Genomic DNA, 16,482 nt, shown 5'->3' with positions numbered 1-16,482 from the left:
CGCGGAGACCAGGATCAGTCCACGTCGGCCTGCGCCACTTCCTGCCCCGGCGGTTCACGGTGATTGACCGGATCCCGGCGCAGGGTATCGCTCATGATGTCGCGCGCAAGGGGGGCAGCCACATCGGCACCCGCATTGCCATGCTCGATCACCACAGCAGTGGCATAACGCGGCGCATCATAGGGCGCGTAACAGATGAACAGCGCATGGGGCCGGTATTCCCAAGGCAGGCTGGCGGAATTGAAGTGCCCGCTCTCACGCATAGCCCGCGAGACACGGCGCACCTGCGCCGAACCGGTCTTGCCCGCCATCTGCACGCCGGGAATATTCAGCCGGGCCTTGGGCGCGGTGCCGCCTTCCTCATTCACCACGGCATACATGCCTGCGCGGATATCATCGAAAAAGGACGCAGGCATGTCCATGCCCGGCGCGTGGCCCAGATCGGTCAGCCCCCCAAGCCGCCCCGCAACCGAACGGATCAGGTGCGGCTGCACATTGCGCCCTGTGGCAATGCGCGAGGCATAGGTAGCCAGTTGCAGCGGCGTGACCTGCACAAATCCCTGCCCGATGCCACTGACAATGGTGTCCCCCCCATTCCAGTGATGACCATGCGCGCGCCGCCATGTGGGGGTGGGAATAAGACCCTGGCGCACATGCGGCAGTTCAATCTCGGGCAACTTGGCCCCAAGCCCGAACAGTTCGGATGTTGCGGCAATCACGTCCATGCCGGTGCGGCGCGCCACTTCATAGAAGAACACATCGCACGAATATTTAAGACCCTGACGCAGGTTGATCGAACCGTGCCCGTAGCGCGACCAGCAGTGGAAGCGCGTGCCGCCCACGTCAATATAACCGGGGCAGCTGATCCGATCACTGGGCGAGAGCGTGCCCGCGCGCAGCGCCGCCATGGCTACGGCGGGCTTGAAAGTGGAACCGGGCGGGTACAGCCCCGATACCGCCTTGTTGATCAGCGGTGTCTGGCTGTTATTGGTCCATTCGACCCACTGCGCCTGGCTGACACCACTATCGAACAGCGCGGGATCGAAAGAGGGGTTGCTGACCATGGCCAGCACCTCGCCATTGCGGCAGTCCATCACCACGGCGCTGGCCGACTGGTCGGCAATGTGGCCGAGAACCTGCTGCTGCAGGCCGCTGTCAATGGTCAGTGTGATCTCGTCGCCCGTCAGCCCCTCATCACGGTCAAGCTCGGCCATGACGCGGCCCACGGCGTTGACCTCCATCTCGACCGACCCGACCTGTCCGCGCAGATTGTTATCCTGCGTCTGCTCAATGCCCGAGCGGCCCACGCGCATGCCCGGCAACGCCAGTTCGGCATTGTGCACCACGTCCTTTTCCGCAGGTGGGGCAACATAACCCACCACATGCGCCAGCAACGGGCCAAAAGGATAGACCCGCGTAGTGCCGACATCGATCAGCACACCCGGCAGGGAAGGCATGTTAAGCTCCAGCCGCGCCATGTCATCCCATGACAGGAAATCACGCAGCATGATCGGAATGAAGCGCCGCTTGTGGCGCAGTTCATGCTCGATGCGCGTGGTGTCGCGCGGCTCCAGCGGCACCAGCTGGGCAAAACGCTCCAGCGTGCCGGGAATGTCGCTGGTTTCCTCCGCCAGCAGCAACGCACGCCAGTTGACGCGGTTGGCCGCGACCGAAATACCGAACCGGTCGGTAATGCGTCCACGCGGGGGCGCAAAGAAGCGTTTGCTGAGGCGGTTGCTTTCCGCAAGCTTTGCATAATGGCTGCCGTTGAGAACCTGCAACCCGTACAGGCGTTCCCCCAATGCACCCAGTACTGCTCCCTGCGCCGCCATGAGCAGCAGGGCACGGCGGGTAAAGACGCCACGTGAAGGGTTCTTGCCTTCCTCGGGGCGGGACATGAGCCGGGTGCCGGATTTCTTCTTACGCAACTTCATGCACTCATCCGGCCCGGACTCACTGTTACATCCGTCTCAGGATCGATCCGTGTTATTGACGACAAAACGGTAAGTCCAGACAAACCCTGCATACAGGACAGGAAAACTGCCGAAGGACAGGACTGTCTCGAAAACAAAAGGCAGAAACTCCACAATATGCAAGGCCAGTGCGGAACATAGCGCCCATTGTAGCGCCGTAACCCCCACCATCACCACGCCAAACACAAGCCAGAGTACAAAAAAATTAACCCGTGACAGCATATAACGCCCGGACAGAGCCACACCATGCACGATCAGCATCATGAGCAGCATGACCCCGGCCGGCCCGAAGCTGAGTATATCCGCCCATAATCCCAGCACGAACACCGCAAGCGAAGGCATGGCCGCAGGCACGAATACCGACCACAGGAACACCGTGCCCATGACCAGCGCGGGCATGAGTTCCACCTGCCCCGGCAGGTTGAGCGGCGCGGACAGCACAAGGGTGGCGAAAAATACGAACAGACAGGGCACGGCACTGCGCACGCCATGGTCAATGCGGTAGCCAAGCCCAGTGCGCGGGTGGATGGTGGGACGGATGGGCGGCGGCGTGAAGTTCTTCATCCATGCAGCCCCTGGTTCACATGGGGCAGAAACTGCGTGGGCAGCGACAGCGTACCCCCAACTGGTGGGGGCAGCGGCACACGGCCCGGCGCATCGGGGGGGGCCACGCTGTCGGCATAGTCGAATATGCGCAGAATATCGACATGGTCCAATGCTGCCGCCGGCACCACCACGGGCTGGCCGGGGCGCACATAATGCACATGCCCCACCGGCAGGCCAGCGGGCAGGCTCTCGATCTCACCATTGGTCACGACACGCTCCCCCTCGATCGGCACATTATCCTGCGGATAGAAGATGATGCGCGGCAGGGGCGAGTTGTCGCCCGCCATGATGGCGGCAGCGTGGCTGGATTCAAGGGTTACCGGCAGGCGGCTGGACGAGTCGGTAATCAACAGCACACGCGCCGAGCGCCTGCCCACCTCGGTCACGCGCCCGACCAGTCCCGCGCCGTCCAGCGCAATGCCCCCCTTGCGCACCGCTGTATCGGGGTTGATCGCCAGCAGCACCGCGCGCGCGTACAGCCCACTCGTATCGCGCACCACGCGGCCACTGACGAAGGTGGGCGCGTTATCGGGAATCCAGTGCAGGTTGGCTTTCAGCGTGCCGTTTTCATCTGCCAGCGCCGCCGCCACATCATACCAGTGCCGCAGCGATTCGTTCTCGGCGCGCAGGCGGATGTTCTCGGCCTCAAGATTACGGATGTCCTGTAAGTTACCCGAAAGCCAGCGCAGCTTGGCCTGCGGCCACTCCACCAGCGCGTAGGCAGGGGCCAGCAGGTCGGCGGTCTGCATGCGCAGGCGTTCGACAAGCACGCGATCCGCCTTGCCCAGCAGGATTACGCCACAGGCTACAAGAATCAGCGCGGGCAGGACCAGCTTGCCCAGCGCCTGACGGAACTGGATGGAAACAGGCATCAGTCCGCCCCTTCAGGCGTAACGCTGTCGTCACGCCTGCCGGGTTGTCCCATACTGCCTGGTCGCCGGACCTGCATCGTCCTGCGTCTCCCCCTGGGCACGCTGCCTTCCACACGCAGCAGGCAGCGTACTTGTCCTGTCCGTCAGTACATACTTGTCAGTACATTGCGCAGACGCTTCATTTCCTCAAGCGCACGCCCCGTGCCCATCGCAACACAGGACAGCGCATCCTCACCCACCGTAACCGGCAGGCCGGTTGCTCGCCGCAGCACTTCATCCAGACGGTACAGCAGCGCGCCGCCGCCGGTCAGGACAATGCCCTTGTCCACAATATCAGCCGCCAGTTCGGGTGGCGTGTTTTCCAGCGCGGTCGTCACCGCATCCAGGATCTGGCTGACCGGTTCGGCCAGGCTTTCGGCGATCTGTGCCTGCGAGACCACGACCTCACGCGGGACACCGTTGATCAGATCACGCCCCTTGACATCACGCCACGGCCCCGGATCCTCCGGATCATCGGGGGGCATGGCGGAACCGAGGTGGATCTTGATCTGCTCAGCCGAACTTTCACCGATCAGCAGGTTATGATTGCGGCGGATGTAGGAGATGATCGCTTCATCCATCTTGTCGCCGCCCACACGCACGGAACGGGCATAGACAATCCCGCCCAGCGAGATGACCGCCACTTCCGTCGTGCCGCCGCCGATATCAACAATCATGCTACCCGAAGGCTCGGTTACCGGCAGGCCCGCACCGATGGCGGCGGCCATGGGTTCCTCGATCAGGAAAACCTTGCGCGCGCCTGCACTTTCCGCACTTTCCTGAATCGCGCGGCGCTCGACGGCGGTGGAGCCGGAGGGGACGCATACGATAATCAGCGGGCTTGCAAACATGCGCCGGTTATGCACCTTGCGGATGAAATGCTTGATCATTTCTTCCGCAACCTCGAAGTCGGCAATCACGCCATCGCGCAGCGGGCGAATGGCCGTGATGTTGCCCGGTGTGCGGCCTACCATCTGCTTGGCTTCTTCACCCACCGCGAGCACCTGCTTTTTGCCCCGCACCTCTGCCAGCGCGACAACTGAAGGTTCGTTCAGGACAATACCCCGCCCCTTCACGTAAACCAGCGTATTCGCCGTGCCAAGGTCGATCGCCATGTCAGCGGAAAGCAGACCCAGAACGCGAGCAAACATGCAGAACTCCCGACAATAACACCAGACTGGACCGTCCCACATCCCGACCGGCACCGCATGCCCTCATGACATACCTGCGTAATGTCGAAAACCGTCTGGGTAAGCCCGAGGGATTACCGGCGCAGGCAGGCAGGGGCAAGAGGCCAGATCGTTTTAATTCATTAAAATTACCAGAGCCACGAGAATTGTTACAAATTGCCCCTCTTTGGTCATGGTCAAACCATATCGCACGTATCATCTTAGCCGTATTCACCCGCCTGTGATGCCTGTCAGGCACCACAGTGCAGAAGCGGAAAAAACCTGTATGAAAACATTATTCCCCCGCGTGACCATCCGCCCGGCAGTCCTGCTGGCAGCCGGGCTTTGCCTTGGACTGAGCGCATGCGAGGACACCCGTGACCCCGGCCAGCGCGCCATTGGCGGCGGCCTGCTTGGCGCGGGCGGTGGCGCCCTTATTGGCGGACTGGCAGGCGGCGGACAGGGGGCTGCCATTGGCGCGCTGGCCGGTGCCGCAGGTGGGGCCGCGATAGGAGCCGCCACCACGCCAACACGGCGCCCACGCAGGGAGGCTCCCTCCACCATCTGCCCCGATGGCCGCGTGCTACCCCCGGGCTACACGCCACAGAGTTGCCCACAGGCGGCAGGCACCGCACGCCCGGCCTATCGCGCACAGCAGCGGGGCTATGCCCAGCCCAGCTACCCTCAACAGGGCGGCTATTATGGCCAGCAGGGCGGGTATGGACAGCAGCCCGCCGGTTATTACGGGCAGGGCGGTTACGGGCCGGCCGCCTATCCGCAGCAGGAAGGTGCCTATCCCGAAGATTACGACGGTTACTGAACACACGGCGCCCCACGGCGGGAGACCTGCCGTGGGGCGCCGGTTCATGCACTATAACAGGGTCGCACCACCTAATAGAGTTCCGATAAAGAACAACAGACGTTTCCGGGTGCTGCCTTTTTTCAGGAAGGCAGCCTTATCCAAAGCTTTTTGAAAAAAGCTTCATCAGAAACCTTCCCTCACCTGTCGCCCGTTTCGCGGACGGTCTTTTGAAAACAGCCCATCAGGTATCCAGAGCTGCGGGTTCTGCCCGATCGCGCTTGACCAGCAGCTTGTTCAGCGCATGCACATAAGCCCGCACGGCGGAAACCAGCGTGTCGGCATCCGCGCCCTGCCCGTCCACCAGCTTGCCATCTTCTTCCAGACGGACCGAAGTGCGGGCCTGCGCATCACTGCCTTCGGTCACAGCACCCACGGAATACAGTTGCAGGGTGGCATCATGGGCAACAATGGTGCGGATGGCGTTGAATGCCGCGTCAACCGGCCCCTGCCCTTCGGCATGACCTTCCTTGCGCGCACCATCGACTTCCAGCACCAAATCGGCGGTGGCGGGACGGCGGGACCCGGCCGTAACATCCAGTGACACGAAGCGGATGCGGGCATGGTCGCGCACTTCATCATCAACCAGAGCGACCAGGTCTTCGTCGTAGATGACTTTCTTGCGGTCGGCCAGGTCCTTGAAGCGGGTGAAGGCTTCGTTGAACTCGGTTTCCTCGATGTTGTCGTAGCCCATCGCCTTGAGCTTATCGCGGAAGGCCGCGCGGCCCGAATGCTTGCCCAGCACCAGCGATGTCCGGTTCCAGCCCACACTTTCCGGCGTCATGATCTCATAGGTCGCTGCATTCTTCAGGATGCCGTCCTGATGAATGCCGCTTTCATGCGCAAACGCGTTCCGGCCCACGATGGCCTTGTTGGGCTGCACGTCAAAGCCGGTAATGGTGGCCAGCATGCGTGAGGTACGCAGCAGGCGTTCGGTATGGATGCCAGTGGTGTAGGGCAGCACATCGTGGCGCGTGCGCAGCACCATGATGATTTCCTCCAGCGCCGCATTGCCCGCGCGTTCGCCAATGCCGTTGATGGTGCATTCCACCTGCCGCGCGCCCGCCTTCAGCGCCGCAACCGTATTGGCGACACCCAGCCCCAGGTCATTGTGATTGTGGGTGGAGAAGATAACACCATCCGCCCCCGGCACGCGGGTGCGCAGATCATTGAAAATGCGGGCCATATCCTCGGGGGTAGAATAGCCGACCGTGTCGGGGATGTTGATGGTCGTCGCACCCGCGCGGATGGCGGTTTCCACGCAGCGGCACAGAAAGTCGGGATCGGTCCGCGATCCGTCCTCGGCGGACCATTCCACGTCATCGGTGAACTGGCGCGCGGCGCGGTTGCCCGCCTCGATCACTTCCAGAACCGTTTCAGGCTCCATGCGCAGCTTGTACTTCATGTGCAGCGGCGAGGTAGAGATGAAGTTGTGGATGCGCCCACGCCTTGCCGGCTTGATCGCCTCGCCCGCACTGACGATGTCGTTCCTGCCGCCACTGCGCGCCAGAGCGCACACGACGGTCTCCTTCACCTTCTGCGCGATCTGGTGAACGCTGTCGAAATCCCCTTTCGATGCCACGGGAAAACCCGCTTCCATCACATCCACGCCCAGTTCTTCCAGCGCTTCGGCCATGCGCAGCTTTTCAGCCAGGTTCATGGAAAAACCGGGGGACTGTTCGCCATCACGCAGCGTGGTGTCGAAAATGATGACGCGGTTGGGATCGATACGGCCAAAGGAGGGATGGTCGATGCTCATGGTACTAACCTCGGGACCTGGGTCCTGCTGGGATGCGGGAGGCGTCACGCCTGGGTGCGCCTGTCATTTCGTGTTCGCGAACCGGCATAACCGATCCGATCAATCCCCTGGGCGCGCCGGCACGCAGCCGGCCCTGATCGCTCAGGGGCGGATAAGTCGAAGACGAAGAAGCCCGGCACCGGCACATGCGCGCGCGGCGGCGTGCGCATGTGCGCCCGATCCGATCCCCACGATGTGCGCTGTCGTTACCATGCCGGGCACAATACAGCCGCGAACCCCGATTGCAACCGCAAAAGTACGCCACCCCACCCTTCAGCCCGTGGCATGGGTGACCATACTGTCGGTTGCGAAATACCGGTCGATGGCCTGCACCATCGCACCCGCCACGACCATGCGGTGGGCCGCCTGGCGCAGGGCAGCCTCGTCCATACGGTTGGACATGAACCCCATCTCCACCAGCACGGAGGGGATATCGGCCGATTTGAGCACCACGAAGGAGGCATGGCGGGAGGGGTGCTGCAAAAGCCCGATACGCGGACGGAATGAGGAGACGATGCTGCTGGCCATATGGGCCGCGCCGTGGCGCGTTTCCTCGGTCACGAGACTGGCCAGGATTTCCTGCACTTCGGGCGAATCCGCATGCACGCGGGGGCCACCAAAGCGGTCGGCGCTGTTTTCCGTCTGAGCCAGCATGGCGGTCTGCCGATCCGACGCCTTCGCTGCCAGTGTGTACACGCTGGCGCCGCGCACGCCACGGTCCACCAGTGCATCGGCATGCATGGAGATGAACAGCGCGGCCTTGTGGCTGTGGGCAATGTCCACCCGCCCCTCAAGCGGGATGAAGCGGTCATCGGCGCGGGTCATGGCCACGCGGTAGCGGCCGCTGCCCTCAAGCTGGCGTTGCAGTTCGCTGGCCGCGGCCTCGGCCACATGCTTTTCATACGTGCCGGAAATGCCGATGGCGCCGGGGTCCTTGCCGCCATGGCCGGGGTCCAGCATGATCAGCGGCCTGGGTGGCGCCGCGCGCCCCACTATGGCCGGTGCGTGCAACACGGGGTGCGCCGCATGCGTGGCAGTGGCATGGTGGGCGGCCGCCGCGTGGGCAGGCGTGTGCACCAGCGTGCGGGCCACGCTCACACCCGGCACCCATAGGCCAAGCCCGCCTACGACCGTACGGCGGGCAAGGCTGCCCGCACGGGCGGCGGCATCATTTCCATCAGGCCGGGATGGGGGCATGGTCTTGCTTCCGGTCATAACAGTTGCGGCATACCTGCTTCCCTTACCACCATACGGGCGGCGCGTCAGCGGGATAAACACATGCACCCTTGCAGGAAGGGCCGCATTGCGTCATGCTTCCCAGCCGTGATGGACCATACCAGATCCACCTGCCACAAAAGGCAGGATTGGCCTGGCGGGATGCCCGCAGGGCATTATTTCTCCATCCGGCATGCATCATGCATGCGCGGCATACGCTTACCGGCCTGTTTTCCGGCCACGCCACGGCGTGGGAGCACATGCAGCGCATGACCTGAAGCTGCCGCGCCGGTGTTCCCCATCGACAGGAAACCGGATGGCATACAAGTCGATACGGAGGCCCCGCCCCGGCAATCGGGCCGGACGGCACCTCCCCAACCATGACCGAGGATGGATTGAACACCACGCGCTCCCCTCTGCGCACATGCGATGACACCATGCCTGACTGCGAGCGGCCACTGCGCGCCGCATCCGGTCGCCATGCATGGTCTGTCCGCCCGCGCGCCGCGCGGTGGTGTCCTTTCCGGGTCCGGTCGCGTTATTTTTAATATTTCTGTCCGTTCCACCTGCTCCCTCCTGCCGCCACATCGTGCACGCGCAGCCCGGATGCCGGAACGCGACATACCGGAGTACGCCTGTTTATGAGCAAACGCATGCTGATCGACACGACCCACGCGGAAGAAACCCGCGTGGTCGTGATGGATGGTCACCACCTTGAGGATTACGATGTCGAAGCCGCTTCCAAGAAGCAGCTCAAGGGCAACATCTACCTTGCCAAGGTCATCCGCGTGGAGCCCAGCCTCCAGGCCGCGTTCGTGGATTACGGCGGGAACCGCCACGGTTTCCTCGCCTTCAGCGAAATCCACCCCGATTACTACCAGATCCCCGTAGCCGACCGCGAAAAACTGCTGGCCCTTCAGGAAGAAGAACGCCGCGCGGAAGAAGAACGCCGCGCGCGTGACGACGAGGAAGAGGACGCGCCCGCCGCCGCCGAAGACACGGAAGAAGGCACCGAAAGTGACGAGCCCGAAACCGTGGGCGGCGAGAACGATACCGGCGACGAAGCACAGGCCCAGCGCCGTATCGCGCGCTTCCTGCGCAACTACAAGATCCAGGAAGTCATCCGCCGCCGCCAGATCCTGCTGGTGCAGGTGGTCAAGGAAGAACGTGGCAACAAGGGTGCTGCGCTGACCACATACGTCTCACTGGCGGGCCGCTACTGCGTACTGATGCCCAACTCGCTGCGTGGCGGGGGCGTTTCACGCAAGATCACGTCGGTGGCCGACCGCCGCCGCCTGCGTGACATCATTACCGAACTACAGATCCCGCGCGGCATGGCCATGATCGTGCGCACCGCCGGTGCCCAGCGCCCGCGCGCCGAAATCATGCGCGACTGCGAATACCTGCTGCGTCTGTGGGACGACATCCGCCAGCATACGCTGGAATCGGTCGCACCCGCGTTGATTTACGAGGAAGCCAGCCTGATCAAGCGCGCCATCCGCGATATCTACACGCGCGAAGTGGGCGAGATCCTGATCGATGGCGAGCCGGGCTGGAAGTCCGCGCGTGAGTTCATGCGCATGCTCATGCCGCAGAACGCGCAGAAAGTGCGGCTGTGGCAGGACCACGAGCAGACGCTGTTCTCGCACTACAAGGTGGAGGGGCTGCTGGATTCCATGCTCTCGCCTTCCGTACAGCTGAAATCGGGCGGCTATCTGGTCATCAACCAGACCGAGGCGCTGGTCGCGATCGACGTTAACTCGGGCCGCGCTACGCGTGAGCGCAATATCGAGGAAACGGCGCTGCGCACCAACCTGGAAGCAGCCGAGGAAGTCGCCCGTCAACTGCGCCTGCGTGACCTGGCCGGCCTGATCGTGATCGACTTCATCGACATGGAAAGCCGCAAGCACAACGGCATGGTCGAGCGTAAGCTCAAGGACGCGCTGCGCACCGACCGCGCGCGCATCCAGGTTGGCCAGATCTCCCATTTCGGCCTGCTGGAAATGTCACGCCAGCGCCTGCGCCCCTCCATTGCCGAGTCCGCCTTCATGCCCTGCCCGCATTGCATGGGCACCGGCATCGTGCGCGGAATCGAAAGCTCGGCACTGCATGTGCTGCGCGCGATCGAGGACGAGGGCATGCAGCGCAAGGCTGCTGAGCTTTCGGTCAAGGTTGCACCGGAAGTGGCGTTCTACATCCTCAACAACAAGCGCACCTGGCTGAGTGAAATCGAGACCCGGCACAAGATGCAGGTCGTCTTCGCACCTGACGCCGCCCTGCAGGCGCAGGACTGCACCATCGAGCGTGTCCGCCCGCAGACGGCCCGCTTCGAAGCCCCGGCGATTATCGAGCATGCCCCGGCTGAAAGCAGCCATGTGCGCGAGATCCAGATCCAGGCCGACCCCCCTGCTGCCGAAGCCACGCCTGAAGTCGCCGCCAGCACGGATGAGGACGAGGACATCGCATCGGGAACCGACCACCGCCGTCGCCGTCGCCGCCGTCGCCGCCGTGGTGGTTCCGCCACCCAGGCTGACCAGACCGCAGTGGAAGGGAACGAGGGCACAACGCAGGTCGCTCAGGCGACCGAAGCGGCCCCCGCAGTCCCCGCTCCCGAAGCCTATCGTGGCCCCACCCCGGCAGACCCGTATGGGGATGCGATCATCGACATCTTCGATGTGATCGAACAGACCACGGCCCCTGTCGAACAGGTAGCGGAAGCCGATCCTGTCGTGGTGGAAGTGGTGGAAACCCCCGATGCGCTCGTTGCGGAAGAAGCTGCAGCCAAGCCGCGCCGCTCACGCCGCCGCTCACGCCGTCGCACGCCGGCTGAAGAGAGCGTGACGGAAAGCGAAGCCGCACCTGAAGCCACCGTAGAGGCTCCCGCCCCTGCAGCAGTACCGGCAATCGACGCGGTAACGGAAACGGTAGCGGAGCCTGAAGCTGAAGCCGCCCCGGCCAAAACGGTGGAGGAAGCGCCCAAGCCGCGCCGCCGCCGTGCTACCCGCGCAACGACAACCGCACGCCGCACCAAGGCTGCGGCAGCGGAAGCTGCGCCTGTAGCCGAGACGGAAGCACCGGCAAAGGATGAGGAGGCCGCGAAGGCTGAAGCCAAGCCCACCCGCAGGCGCGCCAGCAGCAAGGCTGCGGGCACGACCACGGGCACGGCGGCTACCACGCGCCGCCGTGCCACCCGCAAGACGGCCAAGGCAGATGAACCCGCTGACGCTCCGGCGGAAACCCCTGCAGCACCTGCGGAAACCGCCGATGCCACGGCGACGGAAGAAGCCCCTAAGCGCCGCCGCGTGACGCGCCGCAAGAAGGTGGAAACCGAAGCTGCGGCAGCGGATGCGGCTGTGGAGGCAACGGAAACCGCTGGTGAAGCCGCTCCCAAGCCAGCACCCCGCAAGCGGGCTACAACCCGCAAGGCAGCCACCACGCCTGCAACCGCAACCCGTGCCCGCCGCCGCAAGAAAGCGGAAGACGCCACGGAAGCCAAGGACGGCACGACCGAAACTCCGGTAGCGGATACAGCGGAAGAAGCCGCGCCCCGCCGCCGCACCGGTTGGTGGAAACGCTGAACAGCGCAGCCATGCTAACAGGCTGAAAACAGAAAAACCTGCCTTCGCAAGAAGGCAGGTTTTTTGTTACGCGGTCCCGTCACGGCCATCAACATTCAGCCCATGAGCCAGCGCGGGCAGGCTGTCTGAAAAGACCAGACTGGTAATACCCTGAAATCATCAATATTTTTGGTGAATCTATTCCAAAAAAAGCTTTATCAGGCTGTCGGATCGGGATTTGGAATGGATATTATTCATAACTTATGAAAACATATTTCTGTTTCCTGTTTCCTGTTTCCTGTTTCCTGTTTCCTGTTTCCTGTTTCCTGTTTCCTGTTTCCTGTTTCCTGTTTCCTGTTTCCTGTTTCCTGTTTCCTGTTTCCTGTTTCCTGTTTCCTGTTTCCTGTTTCCTGTTTCCTGTTTCCTGTTTCCTGTTTCCTGTTTCCTGTTTCCTGTTTCCTGTTTCCTGTTTTAGAAATTCTATTATTTTCATAATTCAAGCAATATTATTGCGCAAAAAGTCCAAATCCGACAATCTGTTAGAAAACATCGCTTTTACGACAAAAGACAACGCCCAGAAACTGCGATCCTCCCGATTTTCATCAATGCGCCGTTTCAGGCCAACTCCTTGACACGAACAGCATGCATGACAGGACGGAGCGAGGCATCCATCCCGTATCGCTTGATTTCCACTCAAATCTTGTGCCCGCTGGCAGTGGCGAATAGATGCGTGCGGAGTAAAGGCTAGGGCAGGTTCTGGCCCGTCCGCCCATCGGGCATTGCGGGCGCGGTTTCCCAGCCGGGACCGATAATGGCAGCACTCCGGCGACCCAGCCCGTCATTACGGAGCACGATCATGTTCTGCTCCTCCAGATAGGTCAACTGGCGGCGGGCGCGGCCCAGGGAATGGGTGCCATAGGTGCGCGCGATCAGGCTGTCCGATGGGCAGGGCTGACCCTGCAGGGCGGCGCGCGCAATCAGCAGGAAGATACCCTGTATGTCCTCAGGCAGCACGACGGCCATCTGTTCGGCCTGCTGCCACTGATCCGTTTCTGCCGTCTCTACGTCCACACCAGCGCGGGCCACCGCCAGCAGGCGGCGGAAGCGCGGCATGTCCAGCGCATCGCGGCCCATGCCCTCTATGCGGCAGCGGACCAGAAAATCCTGGTACAGCACATGCACGGGGCGGAACCCCGCATCCTCGTCACGCAATATGTCGGTCAGGATCTCGAGAAAGCGCTGGCGCAGGGCCGCCGCATCCACAGGGGGGGCTTCCTCGGCTTCCATCCCGGTTTCCGCCACCGTCGCGGTATCGGCATGGGCGGCAAGCTGGGCCAGGATATCGGGCGGCGGGCTGAAGTTGCGCGGCGCGCGCGGCACCACCTCACGCTCGGGCACCGGGGTCAGGATCAGTTCACGTATTTCCTCACCCACCGCCATCGGCTCGAACGGCATCAGGGTGGGACCTGCGGAACGGCTTTCGGTCTCGACCGGGCCAATCTTCACGGCCAGCGGACGGCGCGATACGGCAGGGCCGAGGGCCACGAAATACCCACGCTCCAGATCACGGAAACTCTCAGCCTGCCTGCGCTCCATGCCCAGCAGGTCGGCTGCGCGCATCATGTCGATATCGAGGAAGGTGCGCCCCATGAGGAAGTTGGAGGCTTCGGCCGCGACATTCTTGGCCAGCTTGGCCAAGCGCTGGGTGGCGATTACGCCTGCAAGCCCGCGCTTGCGCCCACGGCACATAAGGTTGGTCATGGCGCCAAGCGAGGCCCGGCGTGCTTCATCCGAGACCTCGCCCGCTGCCGCAGGCGCAAAAAGCTGGGCTTCATCCACCACCACCAGCACGGGGTACCAGTAGTCACGCGGCACCTCGAACATGCCACCAAGGAAGGCGGCGGCGCGGCGCATCTGCACTTCCGCATCCACGCCCTCAAGGTTCAGCACGACAGAGGCGCGATGCACGCGCATCCGCTCGCCCGCAGCCTGCAGGGCGGCTTCGGTATGTTCGGCGGCATCGATCACCAGATGACCAAAACGCTCCGCCAGGCTTACAAAATCGCCTTCGGGGTCAATGATCGCCTGCTGTACCATGCGGGCCGACTGTTCAAGTAGTCGGCGCAGCAGGTGCGACTTGCCCGAACCGGAATTGCCCTGCACCAGCAGGCGGGTGGACAGCAGTTCGGCAAGGTCCATGGTTACCGGGGCATCACCCGCAACAGCCCCGCGCCGGTCCCCGATCGTGATTGTAACACTCATGGCGCTGACGGATACCGCCCGCGCTGCGAGTCCCGCAACCATTCCCATGCCCCTTCACCCGCCAGACGCCCCGTGGCCATACAGCCCTGCAGAAGGTAGCCGCCCGTCGGCGCTTCCCAGTCCAGCATCTCGCCTGCGGCAAAGACACCGGGCAGGGCACGCAGCATGAGCCGTTCGTCCAGCGCAGACCAGGCAATGCCGCCTGCAACCGATATGGCGCGGTCCAGTGCCGCTGGCGCGCGCAGCATGACCGGCACGGCCTTGACCCGCCGGGCCAGCGCCGCCGGGTCGCGTGGCAGCGGGCCATCACCGCCTTGGCGCAGCAGGGCAATGGCCTCGGGTGTAAGCCGTAGCGCCTTGCGCAGGGTATTGGACAGGCTTTCACGCGCCCGCACGCGGGCAATGCGGGTGGTAATATCCGCCACCCCCAGCGCGGGCCGCAGGTCGATATGGACAAAGGCATGGCCATCACGGGCAATCCGGTCACGAATCGTGGCCGACAGGGCATAGACCGCACCGCCTTCCAGGCCCGTTCCGGTCACGACAGCCTCTCCGCGCACGGTCTGCCCATTCGGGCCCGTCAGGGCAATGCCGCGCAGGGGCGTGCCGGCAAAACGATTTGTAAAATCCGCGCTCCAGTCAGTCATGAAGCCACAATTTGCGGGGGCAAAGGGCGCAACATCCACACCCAGTGCCAGCAGGCGCTCACGCCATGCGCCGTCCGCCCCAAGCCGCGCCCAGCTTGCGCCCCCCATGGCCAGCACGGTGGCGTTGACCCGCCAGCCTGCCTGCCCACCGGGGCCGCGCACACGTAGCCTGCCCTCCGTATCCCACCCTTCCCAGCGATGGCGGGTGAGCAGGCGCACGCCCCGCTCCGCCAGACGCGCCAGCCACGCGCGCAGCAGGGGAGAAGCCTTCATGGCGCGCGGGAATACACGCCCGCTGCTACCGGTAAAGCAGGGCTGACCCAGTCCTTCGGCCCACTGCACCATGTCGCACGGGGTAAAGGCCGCCAGCGCGCGCGCCATCATGGGCTGTGCCGTGCCATAGCGGGCGGCAAAGAGCGCGGGGGTCTCGGTATGGGTCAGATTCAGCCCACCGCGCCCGGCCATGAGCAGCTTGCGGCCCATGGTGGGCATCTGCTCCACCACGCTGACGGCACACCCCCGGTCGGACAGGATCTCGGCACAGGCCAGCCCGGCGGGGCCGCCACCAATGACCGCCACATGCGGTCTGAAAACGAATTCGGTCATACGCTCAGATAATATAGTCAATGGGTGGCAGCATCTGGTCCATGGTAAAGGCAGGAAGGCTGGAATGCCGCGTGCCCACCGGGCGCGCCGGATTACCCACCACCGTGGTGTAGGGCGAGACGGATTCAAGCACGATAGACCCCGCCCCCACCTTGGCTCCCTCGCCAATCTCGATATTGCCCAGAATCTTGGCCCCCGCCCCGATCAGCACGCCCCGGCGCACCTTGGGATGGCGGTCTCCCACGTTCTTGCCGGTACCGCCCAGCGTCACGCCCTGCAGCAGCGAGACATCATCCTCCAGCACCGAGGTCTCGCCAATCACGATTCCCGTGCCATGGTCCAGCAGGATGCGCCGACCCAGGCGGGCGGCAGGGTGAATATCCACCGCAAACAGCTCGGAGCAGCGGCTTTGCAGGTGCAGGGCAAGGTAGCCGCGCCCATTATGCCACAGCCAGTGCGCCACGCGGTAACTCTGCACCGCATGGTAGCCCTTGAAGAACAGGAACGGTGTCACGTATTCCGCCGTGGCGGGGTCTCGCTCACGAATGGCCACGAGGTCTGCCGCCGCCGCCGCCACGATATCGGGATCGGCATCGAACACTTCCGTCACCAGTTCGGCCAGCGCGTCATCCGCTACCGAACGATCACCCAGCTTGCGCCCGATCAGGGCCGCCAGTGCACCACGGAACGAGCCATGGTTGCGGATGCCGGTGGCCAGCAGGCCCTTGACCAGCGGGTCGTTGCAGCCACATGCGCCGCTGACGATTTCCTGCCACAGGTCGTGAGGGTCCACATGCCCCAGCGTGGGGGGCAGCACGGGCTGCCTGCGCGGCGGCATGGAAAGGGCAGCAGGCTGTTTTTCAGACATGACAGATCCGT

The 16,482-nt window shown here is 63.5% G+C and carries 13 protein-coding genes; 3 read left to right on the top strand and 10 right to left on the bottom strand.

Annotated features, from left to right (window positions below; all coding sequences use genetic code 11):
- Window positions 1–14: 14 nt before the first annotated feature.
- The 4 genes from mrdA to GLX_RS12575 all read right to left on the bottom strand — a co-directional run bounded on the left by mrdA (window position 15) and on the right by GLX_RS12575 (window position 4,641).
- The gene (gene mrdA / locus GLX_RS12590; RefSeq protein ID WP_014106340.1) at window positions 15–1,934 is read right to left on the bottom strand and encodes a penicillin-binding protein 2; all 1,920 of its coding nucleotides are present in this window, start codon (window positions 1,932–1,934) and stop codon (window positions 15–17) included.
- A gap of 36 nt (window positions 1,935–1,970) precedes the next feature.
- On the bottom strand, window positions 1,971–2,537 hold the full coding sequence (locus tag GLX_RS12585) for a rod shape-determining protein MreD (protein ID WP_014106339.1): 567 nt from the start codon (window positions 2,535–2,537) through the stop codon (window positions 1,971–1,973).
- Window positions 2,534–3,451: a rod shape-determining protein MreC gene (mreC, locus tag GLX_RS12580; protein WP_014106338.1), complete on the bottom strand. Its 918-nt coding sequence runs from the start codon at window positions 3,449–3,451 to the stop codon at window positions 2,534–2,536. Before mreC ends, GLX_RS12585 begins: the two co-directional genes overlap by 4 nt.
- A 143-nt stretch (window positions 3,452–3,594) precedes the next feature.
- Entirely contained in the window at window positions 3,595–4,641 is a 1,047-nt protein-coding gene (locus GLX_RS12575) for a rod shape-determining protein (protein ID WP_041247415.1), read from the bottom strand.
- Between the two features lie 304 nt (window positions 4,642–4,945).
- Between GLX_RS12575 and GLX_RS12570 the strand changes: the two genes are divergently transcribed.
- Window positions 4,946–5,479, top strand: coding sequence for a hypothetical protein (locus GLX_RS12570; RefSeq protein WP_041247414.1), 534 nt, complete (start codon window positions 4,946–4,948; stop codon window positions 5,477–5,479).
- A gap of 223 nt (window positions 5,480–5,702) precedes the next feature.
- Here GLX_RS12570 and GLX_RS12565 read toward each other — a convergent pair whose 3' ends face one another.
- Both GLX_RS12565 and GLX_RS12560 read right to left on the bottom strand, forming a co-directional pair.
- Window positions 5,703–7,277: a 2-isopropylmalate synthase gene (locus GLX_RS12565; RefSeq protein ID WP_014106335.1), complete on the bottom strand. Its 1,575-nt coding sequence runs from the start codon at window positions 7,275–7,277 to the stop codon at window positions 5,703–5,705.
- A 312-nt stretch (window positions 7,278–7,589) separates the two neighbouring features.
- Window positions 7,590–8,513 carry an N-acetylmuramoyl-L-alanine amidase family protein gene (locus tag GLX_RS12560; RefSeq protein ID WP_041247868.1) on the bottom strand — a complete coding sequence of 308 codons (924 nt, stop codon included), beginning with the start codon at window positions 8,511–8,513 and terminating at the stop codon, window positions 7,590–7,592.
- 113 nt (window positions 8,514–8,626) lie between these two features.
- Here GLX_RS12560 and GLX_RS18495 point away from each other — a divergent pair, with 113 nt between their 5' ends.
- On the top strand, window positions 8,627–8,809 hold the full coding sequence (locus tag GLX_RS18495) for a hypothetical protein (RefSeq protein ID WP_041247413.1): 183 nt from the start codon (window positions 8,627–8,629) through the stop codon (window positions 8,807–8,809).
- Window positions 8,810–9,172: 363 nt separating this feature from the next.
- Window positions 9,173–12,109: an Rne/Rng family ribonuclease gene (locus GLX_RS12550; protein WP_014106333.1), complete on the top strand. Its 2,937-nt coding sequence runs from the start codon at window positions 9,173–9,175 to the stop codon at window positions 12,107–12,109.
- 229 nt (window positions 12,110–12,338) lie between these two features.
- Here the strand turns inward: GLX_RS12550 and GLX_RS18215 are convergent, their stop codons facing one another.
- The 4 genes from GLX_RS18215 to cysE all read right to left on the bottom strand — a co-directional run bounded on the left by GLX_RS18215 (window position 12,339) and on the right by cysE (window position 16,471).
- Window positions 12,339–12,581 carry a hypothetical protein gene (locus tag GLX_RS18215; protein WP_158309239.1) on the bottom strand — a complete coding sequence of 81 codons (243 nt, stop codon included), beginning with the start codon at window positions 12,579–12,581 and terminating at the stop codon, window positions 12,339–12,341.
- A 251-nt stretch (window positions 12,582–12,832) separates the two neighbouring features.
- Window positions 12,833–14,350 (bottom strand): helicase HerA domain-containing protein, encoded by a 1,518-nt coding sequence (locus tag GLX_RS12545; RefSeq protein WP_014106331.1) that lies wholly within the window; start codon window positions 14,348–14,350, stop codon window positions 12,833–12,835.
- Window positions 14,347–15,603: a TIGR03862 family flavoprotein gene (locus tag GLX_RS12540; protein ID WP_014106330.1), complete on the bottom strand. Its 1,257-nt coding sequence runs from the start codon at window positions 15,601–15,603 to the stop codon at window positions 14,347–14,349. Before GLX_RS12540 ends, GLX_RS12545 begins: the two co-directional genes overlap by 4 nt.
- Before the next feature lie 4 nt (window positions 15,604–15,607).
- Window positions 15,608–16,471 (bottom strand): serine O-acetyltransferase, encoded by an 864-nt coding sequence (cysE, locus tag GLX_RS12535; protein WP_014106329.1) that lies wholly within the window; start codon window positions 16,469–16,471, stop codon window positions 15,608–15,610.
- Window positions 16,472–16,482: the final 11 nt, after the last annotated feature.

The sequence above is a fragment of the Komagataeibacter medellinensis NBRC 3288 genome, from assembly GCF_000182745.2.
In the GTDB taxonomy this organism is placed as follows: domain Bacteria; phylum Pseudomonadota; class Alphaproteobacteria; order Acetobacterales; family Acetobacteraceae; genus Komagataeibacter; species Komagataeibacter medellinensis.
Note: the sequence above shows the minus strand (reverse complement) of the source record. Positions and strands in the feature narration are given on the sequence as shown.

Bases quoted from the DNA above. Each gene is read 5' to 3' on its own strand.
- mrdA (WP_014106340.1), bottom strand. From the start codon at position 1,934: ATGAAGTTGCGTAAGAAGAAATCCGGCACCCGGCTCATGTCCCGCCCC.
- GLX_RS12585 (WP_014106339.1), bottom strand. From the start codon at position 2,537: ATGAAGAACTTCACGCCGCCGCCCATCCGTCCCACCATCCACCCGCGC.
- mreC (WP_014106338.1), bottom strand. From the start codon at position 3,451: ATGCCTGTTTCCATCCAGTTCCGTCAGGCGCTGGGCAAGCTGGTCCTG.
- GLX_RS12575 (WP_041247415.1), bottom strand. From the start codon at position 4,641: ATGTTTGCTCGCGTTCTGGGTCTGCTTTCCGCTGACATGGCGATCGAC.
- GLX_RS12570 (WP_041247414.1), top strand. From the start codon at position 4,946: ATGAAAACATTATTCCCCCGCGTGACCATCCGCCCGGCAGTCCTGCTG.
- GLX_RS12565 (WP_014106335.1), bottom strand. From the start codon at position 7,277: ATGAGCATCGACCATCCCTCCTTTGGCCGTATCGATCCCAACCGCGTC.
- GLX_RS12560 (WP_041247868.1), bottom strand. From the start codon at position 8,513: ATGCCCCCATCCCGGCCTGATGGAAATGATGCCGCCGCCCGTGCGGGC.
- GLX_RS18495 (WP_041247413.1), top strand. From the start codon at position 8,627: ATGCTTCCCAGCCGTGATGGACCATACCAGATCCACCTGCCACAAAAG.
- GLX_RS12550 (WP_014106333.1), top strand. From the start codon at position 9,173: ATGAGCAAACGCATGCTGATCGACACGACCCACGCGGAAGAAACCCGC.
- GLX_RS18215 (WP_158309239.1), bottom strand. From the start codon at position 12,581: ATGAAAATAATAGAATTTCTAAAACAGGAAACAGGAAACAGGAAACAG.
- GLX_RS12545 (WP_014106331.1), bottom strand. From the start codon at position 14,350: ATGAGTGTTACAATCACGATCGGGGACCGGCGCGGGGCTGTTGCGGGT.
- GLX_RS12540 (WP_014106330.1), bottom strand. From the start codon at position 15,603: ATGACCGAATTCGTTTTCAGACCGCATGTGGCGGTCATTGGTGGCGGC.
- cysE (WP_014106329.1), bottom strand. From the start codon at position 16,471: ATGTCTGAAAAACAGCCTGCTGCCCTTTCCATGCCGCCGCGCAGGCAG.